The organism is Rhodococcus sp. SMB37 (genome assembly GCF_004345605.1).
Lineage (GTDB): Bacteria > Actinomycetota > Actinomycetes > Mycobacteriales > Mycobacteriaceae > Rhodococcus.
This window is the reverse complement of sequence record NZ_SLVY01000003.1, coordinates 1-16,455: the sequence shown is the minus strand read 5'-3', so window position 1 is coordinate 16,455 and position 16,455 is coordinate 1. Positions and strand designations below refer to the sequence as shown.

The 16,455-nt window shown below is 64.4% G+C and carries 18 protein-coding genes; 16 read left to right on the top strand and 2 right to left on the bottom strand.

What is annotated here, in order from left to right:
- The first annotated feature begins 41 nt into the window (after window positions 1-41).
- Window positions 42-275 (top strand): 50S ribosomal protein L31, encoded by a 234-nt coding sequence (rpmE, locus tag EV641_RS05835; protein ID WP_054715760.1) that lies wholly within the window; start codon window positions 42-44, stop codon window positions 273-275.
- A gap of 138 nt (window positions 276-413) precedes the next feature.
- Window positions 414-1,493 (top strand): peptide chain release factor 1, encoded by a 1,080-nt coding sequence (prfA, locus tag EV641_RS05830; protein WP_054715757.1) that lies wholly within the window; start codon window positions 414-416, stop codon window positions 1,491-1,493.
- Between the two features lie 36 nt (window positions 1,494-1,529).
- Here prfA and EV641_RS05825 read toward each other — a convergent pair whose 3' ends face one another.
- Window positions 1,530-1,997 carry a hypothetical protein gene (locus EV641_RS05825; protein WP_132471126.1) on the bottom strand — a complete coding sequence of 156 codons (468 nt, stop codon included), beginning with the start codon at window positions 1,995-1,997 and terminating at the stop codon, window positions 1,530-1,532.
- A 112-nt stretch (window positions 1,998-2,109) separates the two neighbouring features.
- Here EV641_RS05825 and prmC point away from each other — a divergent pair, with 112 nt between their 5' ends.
- The 13 genes from prmC (at window position 2,110) to EV641_RS05755 (ending at window position 13,363) form a co-directional block, all read left to right on the top strand.
- Window positions 2,110-3,033 (top strand): peptide chain release factor N(5)-glutamine methyltransferase, encoded by a 924-nt coding sequence (prmC, locus tag EV641_RS05820; RefSeq protein ID WP_132471125.1) that lies wholly within the window; start codon window positions 2,110-2,112, stop codon window positions 3,031-3,033.
- Between the two features lie 60 nt (window positions 3,034-3,093).
- Window positions 3,094-3,756, top strand: coding sequence for an L-threonylcarbamoyladenylate synthase (locus EV641_RS05815; RefSeq protein WP_054715755.1), 663 nt, complete (start codon window positions 3,094-3,096; stop codon window positions 3,754-3,756).
- Between the two features lie 19 nt (window positions 3,757-3,775).
- Window positions 3,776-4,987 carry an MraY family glycosyltransferase gene (locus tag EV641_RS05810; protein ID WP_132471124.1) on the top strand — a complete coding sequence of 404 codons (1,212 nt, stop codon included), beginning with the start codon at window positions 3,776-3,778 and terminating at the stop codon, window positions 4,985-4,987.
- A gap of 11 nt (window positions 4,988-4,998) precedes the next feature.
- Window positions 4,999-5,487, top strand: a complete 489-nt coding sequence (locus EV641_RS05805; RefSeq protein ID WP_054715766.1) for a hypothetical protein — start codon at window positions 4,999-5,001, stop codon at window positions 5,485-5,487.
- 260 nt (window positions 5,488-5,747) lie between these two features.
- Complete coding sequence (atpB, locus tag EV641_RS05795; protein ID WP_199233154.1) at window positions 5,748-6,596, top strand: F0F1 ATP synthase subunit A; 849 nt, start codon at window positions 5,748-5,750, stop codon at window positions 6,594-6,596.
- Between the two features lie 90 nt (window positions 6,597-6,686).
- Window positions 6,687-6,938, top strand: a complete 252-nt coding sequence (locus EV641_RS05790) for an ATP synthase F0 subunit C (protein WP_054715748.1) — start codon at window positions 6,687-6,689, stop codon at window positions 6,936-6,938.
- Window positions 6,939-6,951: 13 nt separating this feature from the next.
- Window positions 6,952-7,515, top strand: coding sequence for a F0F1 ATP synthase subunit B (locus EV641_RS05785; RefSeq protein ID WP_132471123.1), 564 nt, complete (start codon window positions 6,952-6,954; stop codon window positions 7,513-7,515).
- A 5-nt stretch (window positions 7,516-7,520) separates the two neighbouring features.
- Window positions 7,521-8,336, top strand: coding sequence for a F0F1 ATP synthase subunit delta (locus EV641_RS05780; RefSeq protein ID WP_132471122.1), 816 nt, complete (start codon window positions 7,521-7,523; stop codon window positions 8,334-8,336).
- Between the two features lie 60 nt (window positions 8,337-8,396).
- Entirely contained in the window at window positions 8,397-10,040 is a 1,644-nt protein-coding gene (atpA, locus tag EV641_RS05775; protein ID WP_132471121.1) for a F0F1 ATP synthase subunit alpha, read from the top strand.
- Between the two features lie 48 nt (window positions 10,041-10,088).
- On the top strand, window positions 10,089-11,063 hold the full coding sequence (locus EV641_RS05770) for a F0F1 ATP synthase subunit gamma (protein WP_054716113.1): 975 nt from the start codon (window positions 10,089-10,091) through the stop codon (window positions 11,061-11,063).
- A 6-nt stretch (window positions 11,064-11,069) separates the two neighbouring features.
- Entirely contained in the window at window positions 11,070-12,518 is a 1,449-nt protein-coding gene (gene atpD, locus EV641_RS05765; protein WP_132471120.1) for a F0F1 ATP synthase subunit beta, read from the top strand.
- Window positions 12,519-12,524: 6 nt separating this feature from the next.
- On the top strand, window positions 12,525-12,890 hold the full coding sequence (locus EV641_RS05760) for a F0F1 ATP synthase subunit epsilon (protein ID WP_054716116.1): 366 nt from the start codon (window positions 12,525-12,527) through the stop codon (window positions 12,888-12,890).
- A gap of 50 nt (window positions 12,891-12,940) precedes the next feature.
- Complete coding sequence (locus tag EV641_RS05755; RefSeq protein ID WP_054716119.1) at window positions 12,941-13,363, top strand: DUF2550 domain-containing protein; 423 nt, start codon at window positions 12,941-12,943, stop codon at window positions 13,361-13,363.
- Between the two features lie 10 nt (window positions 13,364-13,373).
- Here EV641_RS05755 and EV641_RS05750 read toward each other — a convergent pair whose 3' ends face one another.
- The gene (locus tag EV641_RS05750) at window positions 13,374-13,946 is read right to left on the bottom strand and encodes a cob(I)yrinic acid a,c-diamide adenosyltransferase (RefSeq protein ID WP_054716121.1); all 573 of its coding nucleotides are present in this window, start codon (window positions 13,944-13,946) and stop codon (window positions 13,374-13,376) included.
- A 57-nt stretch (window positions 13,947-14,003) separates the two neighbouring features.
- Here EV641_RS05750 and murA point away from each other — a divergent pair, with 57 nt between their 5' ends.
- Window positions 14,004-15,266 carry a UDP-N-acetylglucosamine 1-carboxyvinyltransferase gene (gene murA, locus EV641_RS05745; protein WP_054716124.1) on the top strand — a complete coding sequence of 421 codons (1,263 nt, stop codon included), beginning with the start codon at window positions 14,004-14,006 and terminating at the stop codon, window positions 15,264-15,266.
- Window positions 15,267-16,455 lie beyond the last annotated feature (1,189 nt).

The following is a 16,455-nucleotide window of genomic DNA, read 5'->3' as shown; positions in this document are numbered from 1 at the left end:
TCGATCGGCGAAGGCGACCCGGCGACCACGAAAGGGACACCATGAAGGCAGGAATCCACCCCAACTACCAGGTGACGACCGTCGTCTGCGGTTGCGGTAACACGTTCGAGACCCGCAGCACGTCCGAGTCCGGCCGTGTCAACGTCGAGGTGTGCTCCAACTGCCACCCGTTCTACACGGGCAAGCAGAAGATCCTCGACACCGGTGGACGCGTCGCGCGCTTCGAGGCTCGCTACGGCAAGCGCGCACCGAAGAAGGCTGCGGCCGACAGCTAGCTGCAATGCCGACGCCCGGTTCTGTCCTCGTACAGGCCGGGCGTCGGCATTTTTTCGTTCCCGACCGAGGGACGGATCCTGCAGAGAGCCCGATTCCTGCAGAACACAGCACTTTCACGACTAGAGCGGAGCGAACCCATGGCGGGGCAGACCAAGCCGTCGGCCATCGACGACATCCTGGCCGAGCACGCGGGTCTGGAGCAGCAGCTGTCCGACCCGTCGCTGCACGACGACCCGTCAGCTGCCCGTAAGGTGGGTAAGCGGTTCGCCGAGCTCGCGCCGATCATGGCGACCTACACGAAATTGACTGCGGCACGTGACGACCTCGAGGCTGCCCGTGAACTTGCCGCCGACGACTCCTCGTTCGCCGCCGAGGTTCCGGACCTCGAAGAGCGCGTTTCCGAGCTGGACAAGACACTCACCGACCTGCTCGCTCCGCGTGACCCCCACGACGGCGACGACGTGGTGCTCGAGGTCAAGTCCGGTGAGGGCGGCGAAGAGTCCGCGTTGTTCGCTGCAGATCTCGCTCGCATGTACACACGTTTCGCAGAGCGCGCCGGATGGCGTGTCGAAGTCCTCGGAGCCACCTATTCCGATCTCGGTGGCTACAAGGATGTGACCCTGTCGATCAAGTCCAAGACCGACGTGCGTGACGGCGTGTGGTCGCGGCTCAAGTTCGAAGGCGGCGTCCACCGAGTCCAGCGAGTCCCGGTGACGGAATCGCAGGGCCGTGTGCACACGTCGGCGGCCGGCGTGTTCATCTACCCCGAGCCCGACGAGGTCGAAGAAGTCCAGATCGACGAGACCGACCTGCGCATCGACGTTTACCGCTCGTCCGGTAAGGGCGGTCAGGGCGTCAACACCACCGACTCCGCTGTGCGCATCACCCACCTGCCCACGGGCATCGTCGTGACCTGCCAGAACGAGCGCTCACAGCTGCAAAACAAGGCCCGCGCGATGCAGGTGCTCGCTGCGCGCCTGCAGGCGGCGGCAGAAGAGGCTGCGGACGCCGAAGCATCGGCCGGTCGCGCCAGCCAGGTGCGCACCGTCGACCGCTCCGAACGGATCCGCACCTACAACTTCCCGGAGAACCGGATCACCGATCACCGGATCGGGTTCAAGGCCCACAACCTCGACGCTGTGCTCGACGGTGAGATGGATGCGCTGCTCGACGCGTTGGGTACTGCAGATCGAGAGGCCCGGCTCGCGGCGGAATGATCGTCGGAACCGGACCTCTCGTCGAGTGGACGGTTCTTATCCTTCGTCCGCTTCGCCCTCGTCCGCCTCGCCCGGCACCTGAGCGATGTCGATGCCGGGGAGCAGGAAGCACTGCTCACCTGCTTCGTTTTCATGCATACCCCAGATCGCAGCCAGAACCGTTCCGGCCTCGGGTTCGGTCAGCGCGGCGGGGGCTCCCCACAGACCTTCCGTCGATTCCAGAGTGGCCGTGCCGGTCACTCCGGTGTTGACGTTGATCCAGGACACTGTCCCGCCGCCGACACTCTGCTGGTTGACGACATAGAGGACTTCGTCGCCCTCGACGGCGTCGTTCTCGGTGTGTGTCAACGACTGGGTCTCCGCGATTCCCGCAGGGCACAGCACCGGTATCGGCTGGAAGTCGATGGGTGCAGCCGCTCCGGTGCCGCTCCCCGCGAATACTGCCGCACCGCCCATCGCGACCACTGCCGCGGCGCGGACAGCGCGTGATGTGTTCTTGTTCATGACACTCCTTTCGGTTTCCCCAACCTCCGGGACGTTATCGACGATGTGGTGTCGGATGTGGCGAAGTAGACCTATCCGTGTTCTGTTCGTGACCGCATGGGACCCTGTACTCGTGAGTCGTCAACCACTGCGCCTGGCCATCATCGACGCCGTATCGGTGCTCGAAGAAGCGGGTGTCCCGAGCCCCCGTGTGGACGCCGAGTTGCTCGCTGCTCACCTCCTCGGAATCGAACGCACCCGCCTCGGTCTGGTGCCTCTCGTCGACCCCGCGATGGTCGATGCATATCGGGCAATGATCGCGCAGCGGGCAAAACGGATCCCCCTCCAATACATCACCGGAACGTCGCCGATGGGTGCGATCGATCTTGCCGTCGGTCCCGGTGTCTTCGTCCCACGGCCGGAGACCGAACTGCTACTCGGGTGGGCCCTGGCATTTCTCGAACAGTACGACCGACGCAACCCCGTCGTGCTCGATCTGTGTACCGGATCCGGCGCCCTTGCCCTGGCGATCGCGAACGCTCGCCCCGATGCGGTGGTGCACTCCGTCGAACTCGAACCGAAAGCTCTCGCGTGGGCACGGCGCAATGCCGAGACCCGGGCGCGTGAAGGCGACACCCCCATCGTCCTGCATCAGGGCGATGTGACCGATCGAGGCCTGCTCGCGTCGCTCGAAGGCATCGTCGACGTGGTCGTGTCCAATCCGCCGTACATTCCCGAGGGTGCGGAACTCGATCCGGAAGTGATCGATCACGACCCGCACTCGGCACTATTCGGTGGGCCGGACGGACTCTCGGTGATCAAGCCGATGATCTCCAATGTCGCCCGATGGCTACGGATCGGGGGAGCGGTGGCCGTCGAACACGACGACACCAACGGAGGGCAGGTCGCAGCCCTGTTCTCCGGACGTCGGGTTTTCGGTGACGTGGCCGAGCATCCGGATCTGGCGGGCAAACCGCGGTTCGTCGTTGCGCGGCGAGTCCCGACGGAACGGGAGGCGAGTCGTGCGAAGCCGGTACCGGCGGCCGAGTCCGACTGAACGCGCTCGGCGAACGGGGCCGATCTTCGGGGACCCCGACGCGAGTGGAAGGATGGCGATGTGAGCACTGTGTACGACTGCAATCAGCCCGATTCGCGTTCCGTAGGCCTGAATGCCGCCCGGGGTTCGCTCAAAGCGGGTCGTCTCGTCGTCGTCCCGACCGACACGCTCTACGGCCTCGCTGCAGATGCGTTCGACAGCTCGGCGGTTTCAGCACTGCTGCGCGCAAAGGGTCGCGGTCGTGACATGCCGGTCCCCGTTCTGGTGGGATCGTGGACGACGATCGACGGGCTCGTCACCACGGTGCGTCCGGAAGCCCGCGAACTCATCAGGGCCTTCTGGCCGGGTGGATTGAGCCTCGTGGTTCACGCTGCACCGTCGCTCGCCTGGGATCTCGGCGACACCCGCGGAACCGTGATGCTCCGGATGCCGCTGCATCCTGTGATTCTCGAGCTCCTCCGTGAGGTGGGACCGCTCGCGGTCTCGAGTGCGAACGTGTCCGGGCAACCGCCCGCGACGACGGTCACCGAGGCGCGGGAGCAGCTCGGGGAGTCCGCATCCGTATATCTGGACGGGGGGCCGGCCGAGCACGGGGTTGCCTCGACCATCGTCGACCTGACCGGTAACCGGCCGCGCATCATCCGTGAAGGCGCCGTATCCGCCGAAGCCATCGCGGAGGTGCTGGGCGACGACGCCGAGCGTCTGCGCACCGGCGGGGAGTGACGGTGGAGGACAGGAGTTCGTGACTTCAGTCGACTCAGCGGCCGTGGTGCTCGCCCAATCGGGGCAGGGCGCCGGAGTGCCGATCCGAGAGTTGCTTCTCGTTCTCCTCACCGCGGCGGTGGTGACGTTCCTTTCCACCGGTCTCATCCGCATCCTCGCGACCAAATTCGGGGCTGTCGCGAAGCCGCGCGACCGCGATGTGCACGTGACGCCCACGCCCCGAATGGGCGGTGTGGGCATCTATCTCGGTCTCGTCGTCGGAATCCTTTTCGCACAACAACTTCCTGCCCTCACTCGCGGTTTCGAGTACACGCCCGACATGGGCGCGGCATTGGTGTCGGCGACGATCATCGTGCTCGTCGGCATCGTCGACGACAGGTGGGGGCTCGACGCGCTCACCAAGTTCGTCGGACAGGTGACCGCGGCGGGCGTGCTCGCGGTGATGGGCGTGAGCTGGCTCGTCATCTACAACCCTTTCAGCGGTTCGACGCTTGTGCTCGACCAGCTGCAGGGCGCTCTGCTCACTGTTGCGGTGGCTGCCGTGACGATCAACGCGATGAACTTCGTCGACGGCCTCGACGGCCTCGCGGCCGGCCTGGGGCTGATCGCCGCGGTGGCGATCTGCATCTTCTCGGTGGGTCTGCTACTCGATCAGGGCGGCGACGTCGCTGCATATCCACCGGCGTTGATCGCCGCCGCGCTCGCGGGCGCCTGCCTCGGATTCCTGCCCCACAATTTTCAGCCCGCCCGGATCTTCATGGGCGACTCGGGATCGATGCTGATCGGCCTGATGCTCGCGGCCGTCTCGACCAGTGCGTCCGGCCGGATCCCTCTCAGCGCCTATGGTTCCCGCGATCTGCTCGGTCTGCTGTCGCCGCTGATCCTGGTGGGCGCGGTGACGTTCATTCCGATCCTCGACCTGCTGCTCGCCATCGTCCGCCGCACACGCGCCGGTGTGAGCCCGTTCAGCCCGGACAAGATGCATCTCCATCACCGACTGCTGCAGATCGGTCACTCCCACCGCAGGGTCGTGCTGCTGTTGTACTTGTGGGTCGGAGTCCTCGCGTTCGGTGCGGTGGGGTCTGCTCTGCTCGACCGGACGGCCGTCGTGCTCCTGACGGCAGGTGGGCTGGTGTTCGCCCTGGTCGTCACTGCGGTGCCCTCGCTGCGTCATCATGACGGCGACGGCGGTGGCGGCGGCCGGACCGGGCGTCATAAACGCGTCCGTTAGGCTCGGTGATCGTGAGCTCTCCTGATCAGCACGGTTCCGATCCGATCCTGCCCGCGCTGCCCGACTCGTCGGCCCCGATGCGCGCAGCAGTCCGCTACGGCGTGCTGGGTCTGCTTGCGCTCACCGTGATCGCGGCGGTGATCGGTTACCTCGTCGCCGATCTTCCCGGAGTGTGGGGAGCCTTGATCGGAGCAGCCGTCGGTGGGGGATTCATCCTGTTCACCGCGCTGGGAGTGCTCCTGACAGCGAAGCTTCCGGCGATCACTGCGGGTGCTGTCCTGCTCGGGACGTGGCTCCTCAAGCTCATTCTGGCGATCGTCGTGATGGTCCTGCTGAAGCCGCTGGATTTCTACAGCAAGGGCGCGCTGGTTCTCACGATCGTGTTCGCGTTGATCATCGTGCTCGGAGCCGAGACCTACGGCGTGCTGTCGCAGCGTGCCCTGTATGTCGAGCCCCGTTCGTCCGGCGACGATGGAACCGCCGAGAACGACACGCAGTAGTAGATGCGTTTGTCAATTACTTCCCAGCAAGAACCCCACCTACGCACTGTCGTAGAACAGTTGATAGTGTGAGCCCTACGCGAGTGGCACTGTGTGCACCTACTGGGTGAGCGCGAGCAGTTGTCACTTGGTAGGTGGCCGTGTTCAAATGGCCGCCGAGTCGACGAGAGTCGCCGACAACGGCAGAAGCGGAACCGAGTACTGCGGTTCGGAGCACTGGCGCACACGCGAGCCGACCTGGTCGACTTGTTGGATCGTCAATGTCCGATCGACCCGCAGACGGCAATGCCTGCGGCCGACTACGGGAGAGAGCGCTGAGCGTCACCACCTTGGCAGCCGGAGAATTCCACGCGCCGTCACTAGCTGATTTTTTCCCACCGGCAGTCCTGTTCGAAGGTACCCCCTTCGAGATGGACCGGCTGATGATCATCCGCGTCGCCATGGCAGTGATCGTTGCGCTGTTCTTCGTTCTGGCGATGCGCAGCCCGAAGATCGTGCCCCGCGGCGTTCAGAACGTCGCCGAGATCATGCTCGACTTCGTCCGGATTCACATCGCCGAAGACATCCTCGGTAAGGAACAAGGGCGTCGATTCCTTCCGGTGATCGTCACCATCTTCTTCTTGGTGGTCGGGTTGAACCTGACAGCGGTCATCCCGTTCATCAATATCTCGTCGAATGCACGAATCGGTATGCCGATCGTCCTCGCCGCGCTCGCTTACATCGTGTTCAACTACGTGGGCATCAAGAAGTACGGATTCTTCCGTTACGTGAAGAGCAGCATCGTCGTTCCGAACCTGCCGCCGGCTCTCCATTTGCTGGTGGTCCCGATCGAGTTCGTCTCGACCTTCATCCTGAGGCCGTTCACCCTCACCATTCGTCTCATGGCCAACATGCTGGCCGGCCACATCATGCTCGTGCTGTTCTTCAGCGCCACGCAGTTCTTCTTCTTCGATTCCGACGGATTCATGAAGGTGTTCGGCATCGGCTCCCTAATCGGCGGCATCGCGTTCACCTTCTTCGAGCTGCTCGTGATCGTTCTGCAGGCCTACATCTTCGCGCTGCTCACCGCGGTGTACATCGACATGGCACTGCATGCAGAAGAGCATTAGCACGCCGATCAGCACGACCGACAGAAACACACAGACTGACTCGGTTGCCGACCCCCGGGGCCGAGCCACAAGAAAGGGAATGGAACACCAATGAGCGTTGCGCTTCAGGCAGCAGACGTCCTCGCCCAGCAGGAGACCACTTTCAGCGGTCTCGGTGCGGTCGGCTACGGCCTCGCCGCCATCGGCCCCGGCATCGGCATCGGCATCGTCGTCGGCAAGGCGATCGAGGGCATGGCCCGTCAGCCCGAGATGGCCGGACAGCTGCGCACCACGATGTTTCTCGGTATCGCATTCACCGAGGCCCTGGCCCTGATCGGCATCGTCGCCGGCTTCATCTTCTGATTCGACGACCACCATGGCTGACAGCATCCTGATTCTCGCGGCAGAGGAAGGGGAGATCCCCAATCCCCTCCTCCCCGCGACGTACGACATCGTCTGGTCGCTGGTCGCCCTGATCATCGTCGGTTTCGTCTTCTGGAAGTACGTACTTCCGATGTTCCAGAAGGTGCTCGACGAGCGTTCGGAGCTGATCGAAGGCGGCATCAAGAAGGCGGAGGAAGCCCAGGCAGAGGCGAAGGAGGCGCTCGAGCAGTACCGCGCTCAGCTCGCCGAAGCCCGCACCGAGGCTGCACAGATCCGCGAGGAGGCCCGCACACAGGGCCAGCAGATCATCGCCGATATGAAGGTTCAGGCACAGGAGGAGAGCGACCGCATCGTCGCTGCCGGGCACAACCAGCTGCAGGCCCAGCGCCAGCAGATCGTGGCCGAACTCCGGAGCGACCTCGGTCGCAGCTCGGTGGATCTCGCCGAGAAGATCATCGGCGAGTCGCTCGCCGACGACGTCAAGCGTGCCGGCTCGATCGATCGGTTCCTCAACGAACTCGACTCCCTCAGCGCTGACTCTGCATCCGGAAAGTGAGCACAATGTACGCAGCAAGCCGTGAGGCACTCGCTCATACGCGGTCCGCACTGCAGTCCGCCTTGGGCTCGGGTGCCGAGACTGCCGCTGCGGCTCAGGCCGGCTCGGAACTGCTCTCGGTGGTCGAGGCGCTCGACAGCCAGCGAACCCTTCGCGGTGCGCTGGCCGACGCCTCGGCCCCCGCGGCCATTCGCGAGACGTTGGCCGAGCAGGTCTTCGGGAGCAAGGTTTCGGCCCCAGCTCTCGCGACCGTGAAAGCCGCGGTGGGCCAGGACTGGTCGGCGCAATCCGACCTGACCAACTCGCTCGTGCAGCTCGGTCGTGAGTCCCTGCTCAAAGCAGCAGCGAACCAGGACCAGCTCGACACCGTCGAGGACGAGCTCTTCCGGCTCGGCCGCATTGTGGCGGGCAACGGCGAACTGGAGCAGGCGCTTTCCGACCGGAACACGTCGGTGGACACCAAGCGCGAGCTCCTCTCGCGACTGCTCTACGGCAAGTCGACGGCAATCACCTCGACTCTCGCCGTGCATGCGGTGGGTCGCCTGAAAGCGTCCCCGGCCGACACGTTCGACGAGTTGTCGGCACTTGCGGCAACCCAGCGCGACCGGGCCGTGGCCCATGTGCGCAGCGCGGCCGCTCTCAACGAAGAGCAGTCGAGCCGGCTTGCCGCGACGCTGACTCGCGTCTACGGGAAGCCTGTGACGGTACACGTCGAGGTCGATCCCGAGCTTCTCAGTGGATTGGTCGTCCGGGTGGGCGACGAGGTCATCGACGGTACGGCGGCGGGGCGACTCGCAGCAGTGCGCAAGAGCCTCACGTAGTCCACTTCCGAACACACACATAGATCTTTTCGAAGACCAGATACCGAGAGCAGGAAGAACATGGCGGAGCTGACGATCTCCTCCGACGAGATCCGTAGCGCGATTGACAATTACACCGCGAGCTACTCCCCGGAGGCCTCCCGCGAGGAGGTCGGCGTCGTCGTCGATACCAGTGACGGCATCGCGCACATCAGCGGTCTGCCGTCGGCGATGGCCAACGAGCTGCTGGAGTTCCCCGGTGGTGTGCTCGGCGTGGCCCTCAACCTCGAGGCAACCGAGATCGGTGCCGTGATCCTTGGTGACTACCAGGGCATCGCGGAAGGCCAGGAAGTCAAGCGGACCGGCGACGTGCTGTCGGTGCCGGTGAGCGACAACTTCCTCGGACGCGTCGTGAACCCGCTCGGTCAGCCGATCGACGGCCTCGGCGACATCGAAGCCGACGAGACCCGCGCCCTCGAGCTGCAGGCCGCATCGGTGCTGGAACGCCAGCCCGTCGAGGAGCCGCTCCAGACCGGCATCAAGGCCATCGACGCGATGACCCCGATCGGTCGTGGACAGCGTCAGCTCGTCATCGGCGACCGCAAGACGGGCAAGACCGCCGTCTGCATCGACGCGATCCTGAACCAGAAGGCGAACTGGGAGTCGGGCGACCCGAAGCAGCAGGTCCGCTGCATCTACGTCGCTATCGGCCAGAAGGGTTCGACCATCGCGGGCGTCAAGCAGGCCCTCGAGGAGAACGGCGCGATGGAATACACCACCATCGTCGCGGCTCCGGCGTCCGACTCGGCCGGCTTCAAGTGGCTCGCTCCCTACACCGGTTCGGCTCTCGGTCAGCACTGGATGTACCAGGGCAAGCACGTCCTCGTGGTGTTCGACGACCTCACCAAGCAGGCCGAGGCCTACCGTGCCATCTCCCTGCTGCTGCGTCGCCCGCCGGGCCGTGAGGCATACCCCGGCGACGTCTTCTACCTGCACTCGCGTCTGCTCGAGCGCTCCGCCAAGCTGTCCGACGAACTCGGTGGCGGCTCGCTGACGGCTCTGCCGATCATCGAGACCAAGGCGAACGACGTCTCGGCGTACATCCCGACCAACGTCATCTCCATCACCGACGGCCAGGTCTTCCTCGAGTCCGACCTCTTCAACAAGGGCGTCCGTCCGGCGATCAACGTCGGTATCTCGGTCTCCCGTGTCGGTGGTGCCGCACAGACCAAGGGCATGAAGAAGGTCTCCGGCTCGCTGCGTCTCGAGCTCGCGCAGTTCCGTGAGCTCGAAGGTTTCGCGGCCTTCGCATCCGACCTCGACGCTGCGTCGAAGGCTCAGCTCGAGCGCGGCCAGCGTCTGGTCGAGCTGCTCAAGCAGGACCAGTACTCGCCCATCGCTGTCGAGGACCAGATCGTGTCGATCTACCTCGCCGGTGAGGGTGTCTTCGACTCCGTTCCGGTCGGCGACATCCGTCGCTTCGAGGCAGAGCTCCTCGAGGACCTGCACCGCAACGCTGCAGGAGCCTATGAGCAGATCGCCGGTGGCAAGGCGCTGACCGACGAGTCGGCCGATGCCTTCAAGACCGCGACCGAGAAGTTCAAGGAAGGCTTCATCGCCTCCGACGGCAGCCGCGTCGTGAACGACCCGGAGGCAGAGACGCTCGGAGCCGACGAGGTCGAGCAGGAGCAGGTCTCCATCAAGCGCACCTCCGTCCGCAAGTGAGCGTGGAGACCATGACCCAGCGTCCAGTGAAGGGAGTGTGATCGACGAATGGCGAACTTGCGTGAACTCCGCTCGCGGATCAAGTCGGTCAACTCGACCAAGAAGATCACCAAGGCGCAGGAACTGATCGCGACGTCGCGCATCACGAAGGCCCAGGCCCGAGTGGCAGCATCCAAGCCGTACGCCGAGGAGATCACCAAGGTCCTCTCGGAACTGGCGAGCGCGTCCGCGTCGTTGGATCACCCCCTGCTCAACGAGCGCGAGAACCCGAAACGTGCCGCTGTGCTGGTCGTGACCAGCGACCGCGGTATGGCCGGTGGTTACAACTCCAACGTCCTCAAGGAGGCGGAGGAGCTCCGCCAGTTGCTGATCAGTGAGGGCAAAGAGCCCGTGCTGTATGTGCTGGGCGGTAAAGGTTTGGCGTTCTACACATTCCGCGAGCGTCCTGTCGCGGGTGCGTGGACCGGGTTCTCGCAGGAGCCCCGGTACACCGACGCTGCGAAGGCGAGCCGTCACCTGGTCGAGCTGTTCATGGCCGGTTCCGGTTCCGAGGTTCCCGCTCCCAACGGAGAAGGCACCATCGAGGGCGTCGACGAGCTCCATATCGTCTACACCCGGTTCGTGTCCATGCTGACCCAGACCCCCGAGGTGCGTCGCATGGCGCCTCTCGAGGTGAGCGTCACCGAGGACGAGATCGAACTGGGCGAAGACATGCTCACCGACGGTCATCGCAGTTCCGGACCTCAGCCCGACTACAACTTCGAGCCCGAAGCGGGGACGCTCCTTGCCGCGCTTCTGCCGAAGTACATCAGCACGCGGATCTTCGCGTCGCTGCTGGACGCAGCCGCGTCCGAGTCGGCTGCCCGTCGTACCGCGATGAAGGCCGCAACCGACAACGCCACGGAACTGGTGAACACCCTCAGCCGTCAGGCGAACCAGGCCCGCCAGGCCCAGATCACCCAGGAAATCAGCGAGATCGTCGGCGGTGCCGGTGCGCTCGCCTCGAGTGCAGGAAGTGACTGAACCACAATGACCGCAGCAGTTACCGACAACAACGCCGGTGCGGCGTCGGCCCTGGCCGGGCGCGTCGTCCGCGTCATCGGCGCCGTCGTCGACGTGGAATTCCCGCGTGGCGCCGTACCCGAGCTGTTCAACGCCCTGAACGCAGAGGTCACTCTGCCGTCCGTGGCGAAGACCCTGACCCTCGAGGTCGCGCAGCACCTGGGTGACAACCTGGTCCGCACGATCTCCATGCAGCCGACCGACGGTCTGGTGCGCGGCGCAGCCGTCACCGACTCCGGTCGCCCGATTTCAGTGCCCGTCGGCGACGTCGTCAAGGGCCACGTGTTCAACGCCCTCGGCGACTGCCTCGACACCCCGGGCCTCGGTCGCGATGGCGAGCAGTGGGGCATCCACCGCAAGCCCCCGGCCTTCGACCAGCTCGAGGGCAAGACCGAGATCCTCGAGACCGGCATCAAGGTCATCGACCTGCTGACCCCGTACGTCAAGGGCGGCAAGATCGGTCTGTTCGGTGGTGCCGGTGTCGGCAAGACTGTTCTGATCCAGGAGATGATCACCCGTATCGCGCGTGAGTTCTCCGGTACGTCGGTGTTCGCCGGCGTCGGTGAGCGCACCCGTGAGGGCACCGACCTCCACCTCGAAATGGAAGAGATGGGCGTCCTCCAGGACACCGCCCTTGTCTTCGGCCAGATGGACGAGCCGCCGGGAACGCGTATGCGCGTCGCCCTGTCCGCACTGACCATGGCGGAGTACTTCCGCGATGTTCAGGGCCAGGACGTCCTGCTGTTCATCGACAACATCTTCCGTTTCACCCAGGCCGGTTCCGAGGTGTCGACCCTTCTCGGTCGTATGCCTTCCGCCGTGGGTTACCAGCCGACGCTGGCGGACGAGATGGGTGAGCTCCAGGAGCGCATCACCTCGACCCGTGGCCGCTCGATCACCTCGCTGCAGGCGATCTACGTCCCCGCCGACGACTACACCGACCCGGCGCCCGCGACCACCTTCGCGCACCTCGATGCGACCACCGAGCTTTCGCGTCCGATTTCGCAGATGGGTATCTACCCCGCTGTGGACCCGCTGACGTCGACGTCGCGCATCCTGGAGCCGGGCATCGTCGGAGCGGATCACTTCCGCGTCGCCAACGAGGTCAAGCGGATCCTGCAGAAGTACAAGGAACTGCAGGACATCATCGCCATCCTCGGTATGGACGAGCTCTCCGAAGAGGACAAGGTCACGGTCAACCGTGCGCGTCGCCTTCAGAAGTTCCTCGGCCAGAACTTCATCGTCGCCGAGAAGTTCACCGGTCAGCCGGGCTCCGTCGTGCCGCTGGCCGACACCATCGAGGCATTCGACCGCGTCTGCAAGGGCGAGTTCGATCACCTGCCCGAGCAGGCGTTCAACAGCTGCGGTGGACTCGACGACGTCGAGGCCGCAGCCAAGAAGATCGCCGGGAAGTAGGCCGCGATGGCTGAAATGACCGTGGACGTCGTCGCTGTCGAGGAGCGCCTGTGGTCCGGTGCGGCGACTCTGGTCACCGCCCAGACCACCGAAGGTGAGATCGGCGTCATGGCCGGTCACGAACCGGTTCTCGGCCAGCTCGTCGAGGGCGGCGTCGTGTCGATCAAGACCGCGGACGGTGAGCGTATCGTCCTCGCGGTGCACGGTGGGTTCCTCTCGGTGACCGCGACGACCGTGACCGTGCTTGCGGAGTCGGCAGACCTCGTGGAGTCGATCGATATCGAGGCCGCCAAGGTGGTTCTGGCCGAAAGCCAGGACGAAGCCGAGATCGCGGTGGCCAAGGGCCGCCTGCGGGCCGTCGAGCGAGCCTGAGCCAGGCAACCGGAAAGCCGCGACGGAGCCGACGAGCAGTGTCAGTAGGAATGATCGTTCTCATCATCCTGGTGGTGCTGCTCGCGGCCTCCGTCGCGGCTTTTCTTTTTCGTTTCAGCAAGCTTCGCAGGGGTGGTACCGCCGCCATCGTGCGGGTCATGCCTCGCGCCGATGGCGCCGGTTGGAGACACGGGATCATCCGTTACGGCGACAACACGCTTGTCTTCTACAAATTGTCGAGCATCAAGCCCGGCCCGGACTCACGAATGAGTCGGCAGGGGATCGAGGTGCGATCTCGTCGCGCTCCCGAAGGGAGCGAATTCGACATCATGACCGACGACATCGTCATTCTCGAGATCGTCGACAACGCCGCCACCTACGAGGTGGCACTCGACAGCGGCGCGCGCACCGCGTTCCTGTCCTGGCTCGAGTCCAGGCCTGACGAACGTTCGCAGCGCCGCCGTCTCGGGTGAACCGACCCCGTTACGCGCCTGCGCCGGGCTTCCAGAGCACATCGCCGTCCGGGTTCGTGAGTCGGCTGAGGATGAACAGCAGATCCGACAACCGGTTGAGATACTTCGCAGGAAGAACGTTCGTGTCGTCGGGTGCAGCCTCGACGGCCGCCCAGGCAGAGCGTTCCGCACGGCGAGCAACGGTGCGTGCCGTGTGCAGTAGTGCTGCGGCTGGTGTGCCGCCGGGCAGAATGAACGAATTGAGCGGCTCCAGCTCTTCGTTGAATTCGTCGCACCAGTGCTCGAGCCGGTCGATGTACTCCTGAGTGATCCGCAGCGGGGGATACTTGGGGTTCTCGACGACCGGAGTGGACAGGTCGGCTCCTGCGTCGAACAGATCGTTCTGAATCTGCTGGATCACCGGAATCACCCGATCTGGAACAGACCCGAGCGCGAGCGCGACACCGAGTGCGGCGTTCGTCTCGTCGCAGTCGGCGTACGCGATCAGCCGGGCATCGGTCTTCGAGACTCGGGAGAAGTCGCTGAGACCTGTAGTTCCGTCGTCGCCGGTGCGGGTATAGATCCTTGTGAGGTGGACAGCCATGGCCGCCACGGTACCGGCTCCGGTGTACTCCGAGAGACCTGGTTACGCTGTGTCGTTGTGAGTGAACGCTTTCTTGTGACCGGCGGCAGCCGGCTGGTCGGTGACGTCTGTGTCGGCGGTGCCAAGAACAGTGTGCTCAAACTGATGGCAGCGGCCCTCCTGGCCGAGGGCACCAGTACGATCACGAATTGCCCCGACATCCTCGACGTCCCGCTGATGGCCGAAGTGCTGCGCGGACTCGGCTGCGAGGTCGTGCTCGAGGGCGACGAAGTGCGTATCACGACACCTGCGCAGCCCGAGTACCACGCCGATTTCGCTGCGGTGCGGCAGTTCCGTGCCTCCGTGTGCGTCCTCGGTCCGTTGGTTGCGAGGTGTAGGCGCGCGGTAGTCGCGCTTCCCGGTGGTGACGCGATCGGTTCCCGCCCCCTCGACATGCACCAGACCGGACTTCGACTTCTCGGCGCACAGAGCACGATCGAGCACGGATGTGTGGTCGCCGAGGCCGATGATCTTCACGGCGCTGCGATCCGGTTGGCGTTCCCGTCCGTGGGTGCGACCGAGAACATCCTCATGGCCGCAGTTCTGGCGAAGGGTGAGACCACGATCGACAACGCGGCCCGTGAGCCCGAGATCGTGGACCTGTGCAACATGCTGGTGCAGATGGGCGCTCGAATCACCGGTGCGGGAAGCACGACTCTTCACATCGTCGGAGTGCCTTCACTCGAGCCCGCGACTCACCGATGCATCGGAGACCGCATCGTCGCGGCGACGTGGGGCATCGCAGCTGTGATGACCCGTGGCGACCTGATGGTCCGCGGAGTCAATCCGAAACACATCGCATTGGTCCTGGAGAAGCTCCGCGGCGCCGGCGCCGAGGTGACGCCGCACGCCGACGGCTTCCACGTCGTCCAGAAGGACAGGCCTCGCGCGGTCAACTTCGCGACCCTGCCGTATCCAGGGTTTCCGACCGACCTTCAGCCGATGGCTATCGGACTTGCCGCCGTCGCCGATGGAACGTCGATGATCACTGAGAACGTCTTCGAAGCCCGCTTCAGATTCGTCGAGGAAATGATCCGGCTCGGTGCAGACGCACGCACCGACGGGCATCACGCAGTAGTGCGGGGTGTCGAAGAGTTGTCGAGCGCGCCGGTGTGGGCATCCGATATCCGTGCGGGAGCAGGGCTCGTTCTCGCCGGTCTGTGTGCCGACGGCGTGACCGAAGTCCACGACGTCTACCACATCGATCGCGGATACCCGAGGTTCGTGGAGATCCTGACCGAACTCGGCGGGAGTATCGAGCGCATCGGCTCGAACGCCTGACCGGCCCGGTCACATGCCGATGGCGAGCGTAACCAGCGCACCCCGGCTGCGAACCCCGGTCTTGTCGAAGTCCACTTCGAGATGGTCTTGAACAGTCTGCTCAGAGACCGACAACGTGCGAGTGACTCGGGGGGCGTCGTACCCGAATACGAGGAGCCCGGTGACGCGACGTTCGCGCGGGCGAATGTCTTCGACCGGAGTGTGTGGAACCTGCGCGCGAGAGTCTGCGGCCGCAGCGCCGAAAGTCGGGCAGGCCGGTTATGGGTCAGCGCGGTCCGCCTGTGCAGCGGCGCGAGATAGCGCAGTCGGATCAGAAGCGGTAGTCGTGTCAGGTCAGGAATCGTCGCGACCGGTGATGCACCGACGCACGTGAGTGGATCAGTGGTCAGCCACAAGTACGCGTCCACGGGCAACACACGGGTCGGCGCATCGAGCACCAATGCTCGGACAGCGCCGCCACGTTCGAACATTCCCAGAATTCCGGGATATCCGGGTGTGGTCGGCCCGACTGGCGTGGGACCCGAGGATAATGGCGTCTTCAGAGGTGGGCGCACCGTGTTTGCTCTACACATCGAGCACCCGATTACGGACTACCCGACGTGGAAGGCTCATTCGACTCGTTCGGGTCGGCGAGGGTTTGCGCCGGCGTGAAGCGCCAACGGATCGGCCGACCTGTCGACGACGATGCATACGTGATCGTGGTCCTCGAAATCCGCTGACGTCGAAACGGATTCGACGTGCCCTTCGTGGTGTGGAGACGCACGCCGGTCGGATGTGCTGCGAGTCACGAATCATGATCATCCTATGGTCGGGCAGCGACGCAGGTCGTGACCAGCGGAAATGTCGACCAGAAGAGCACTGACCTGCGGATTTGGCTTGGTGTTAATAGTCGCGTAACTTAGTCCAAGTCAGAGCGACACGGACACCGACCCGGACCGCAAGGTCAGGGACAACGAGGTTGGACGAAGGCGCCTGAAAGTTTCACCGGTCGTCAACCTTCTGGTAAGGTTGGAGACCGCACCACTTATCGAAGTGGTTGCGATACCGAACAATCAAACCCCCGAGAGATCAGGCAGAAGCCTGAGATCGACGGTGTGTGCGTGTTCTTTGAGAACTCAACAGTGTGCCGATGAATGTCAGTGCCAATATTTTTTGGTGCGACCCCCACATTTTTGTGGGTGGTTGTTTG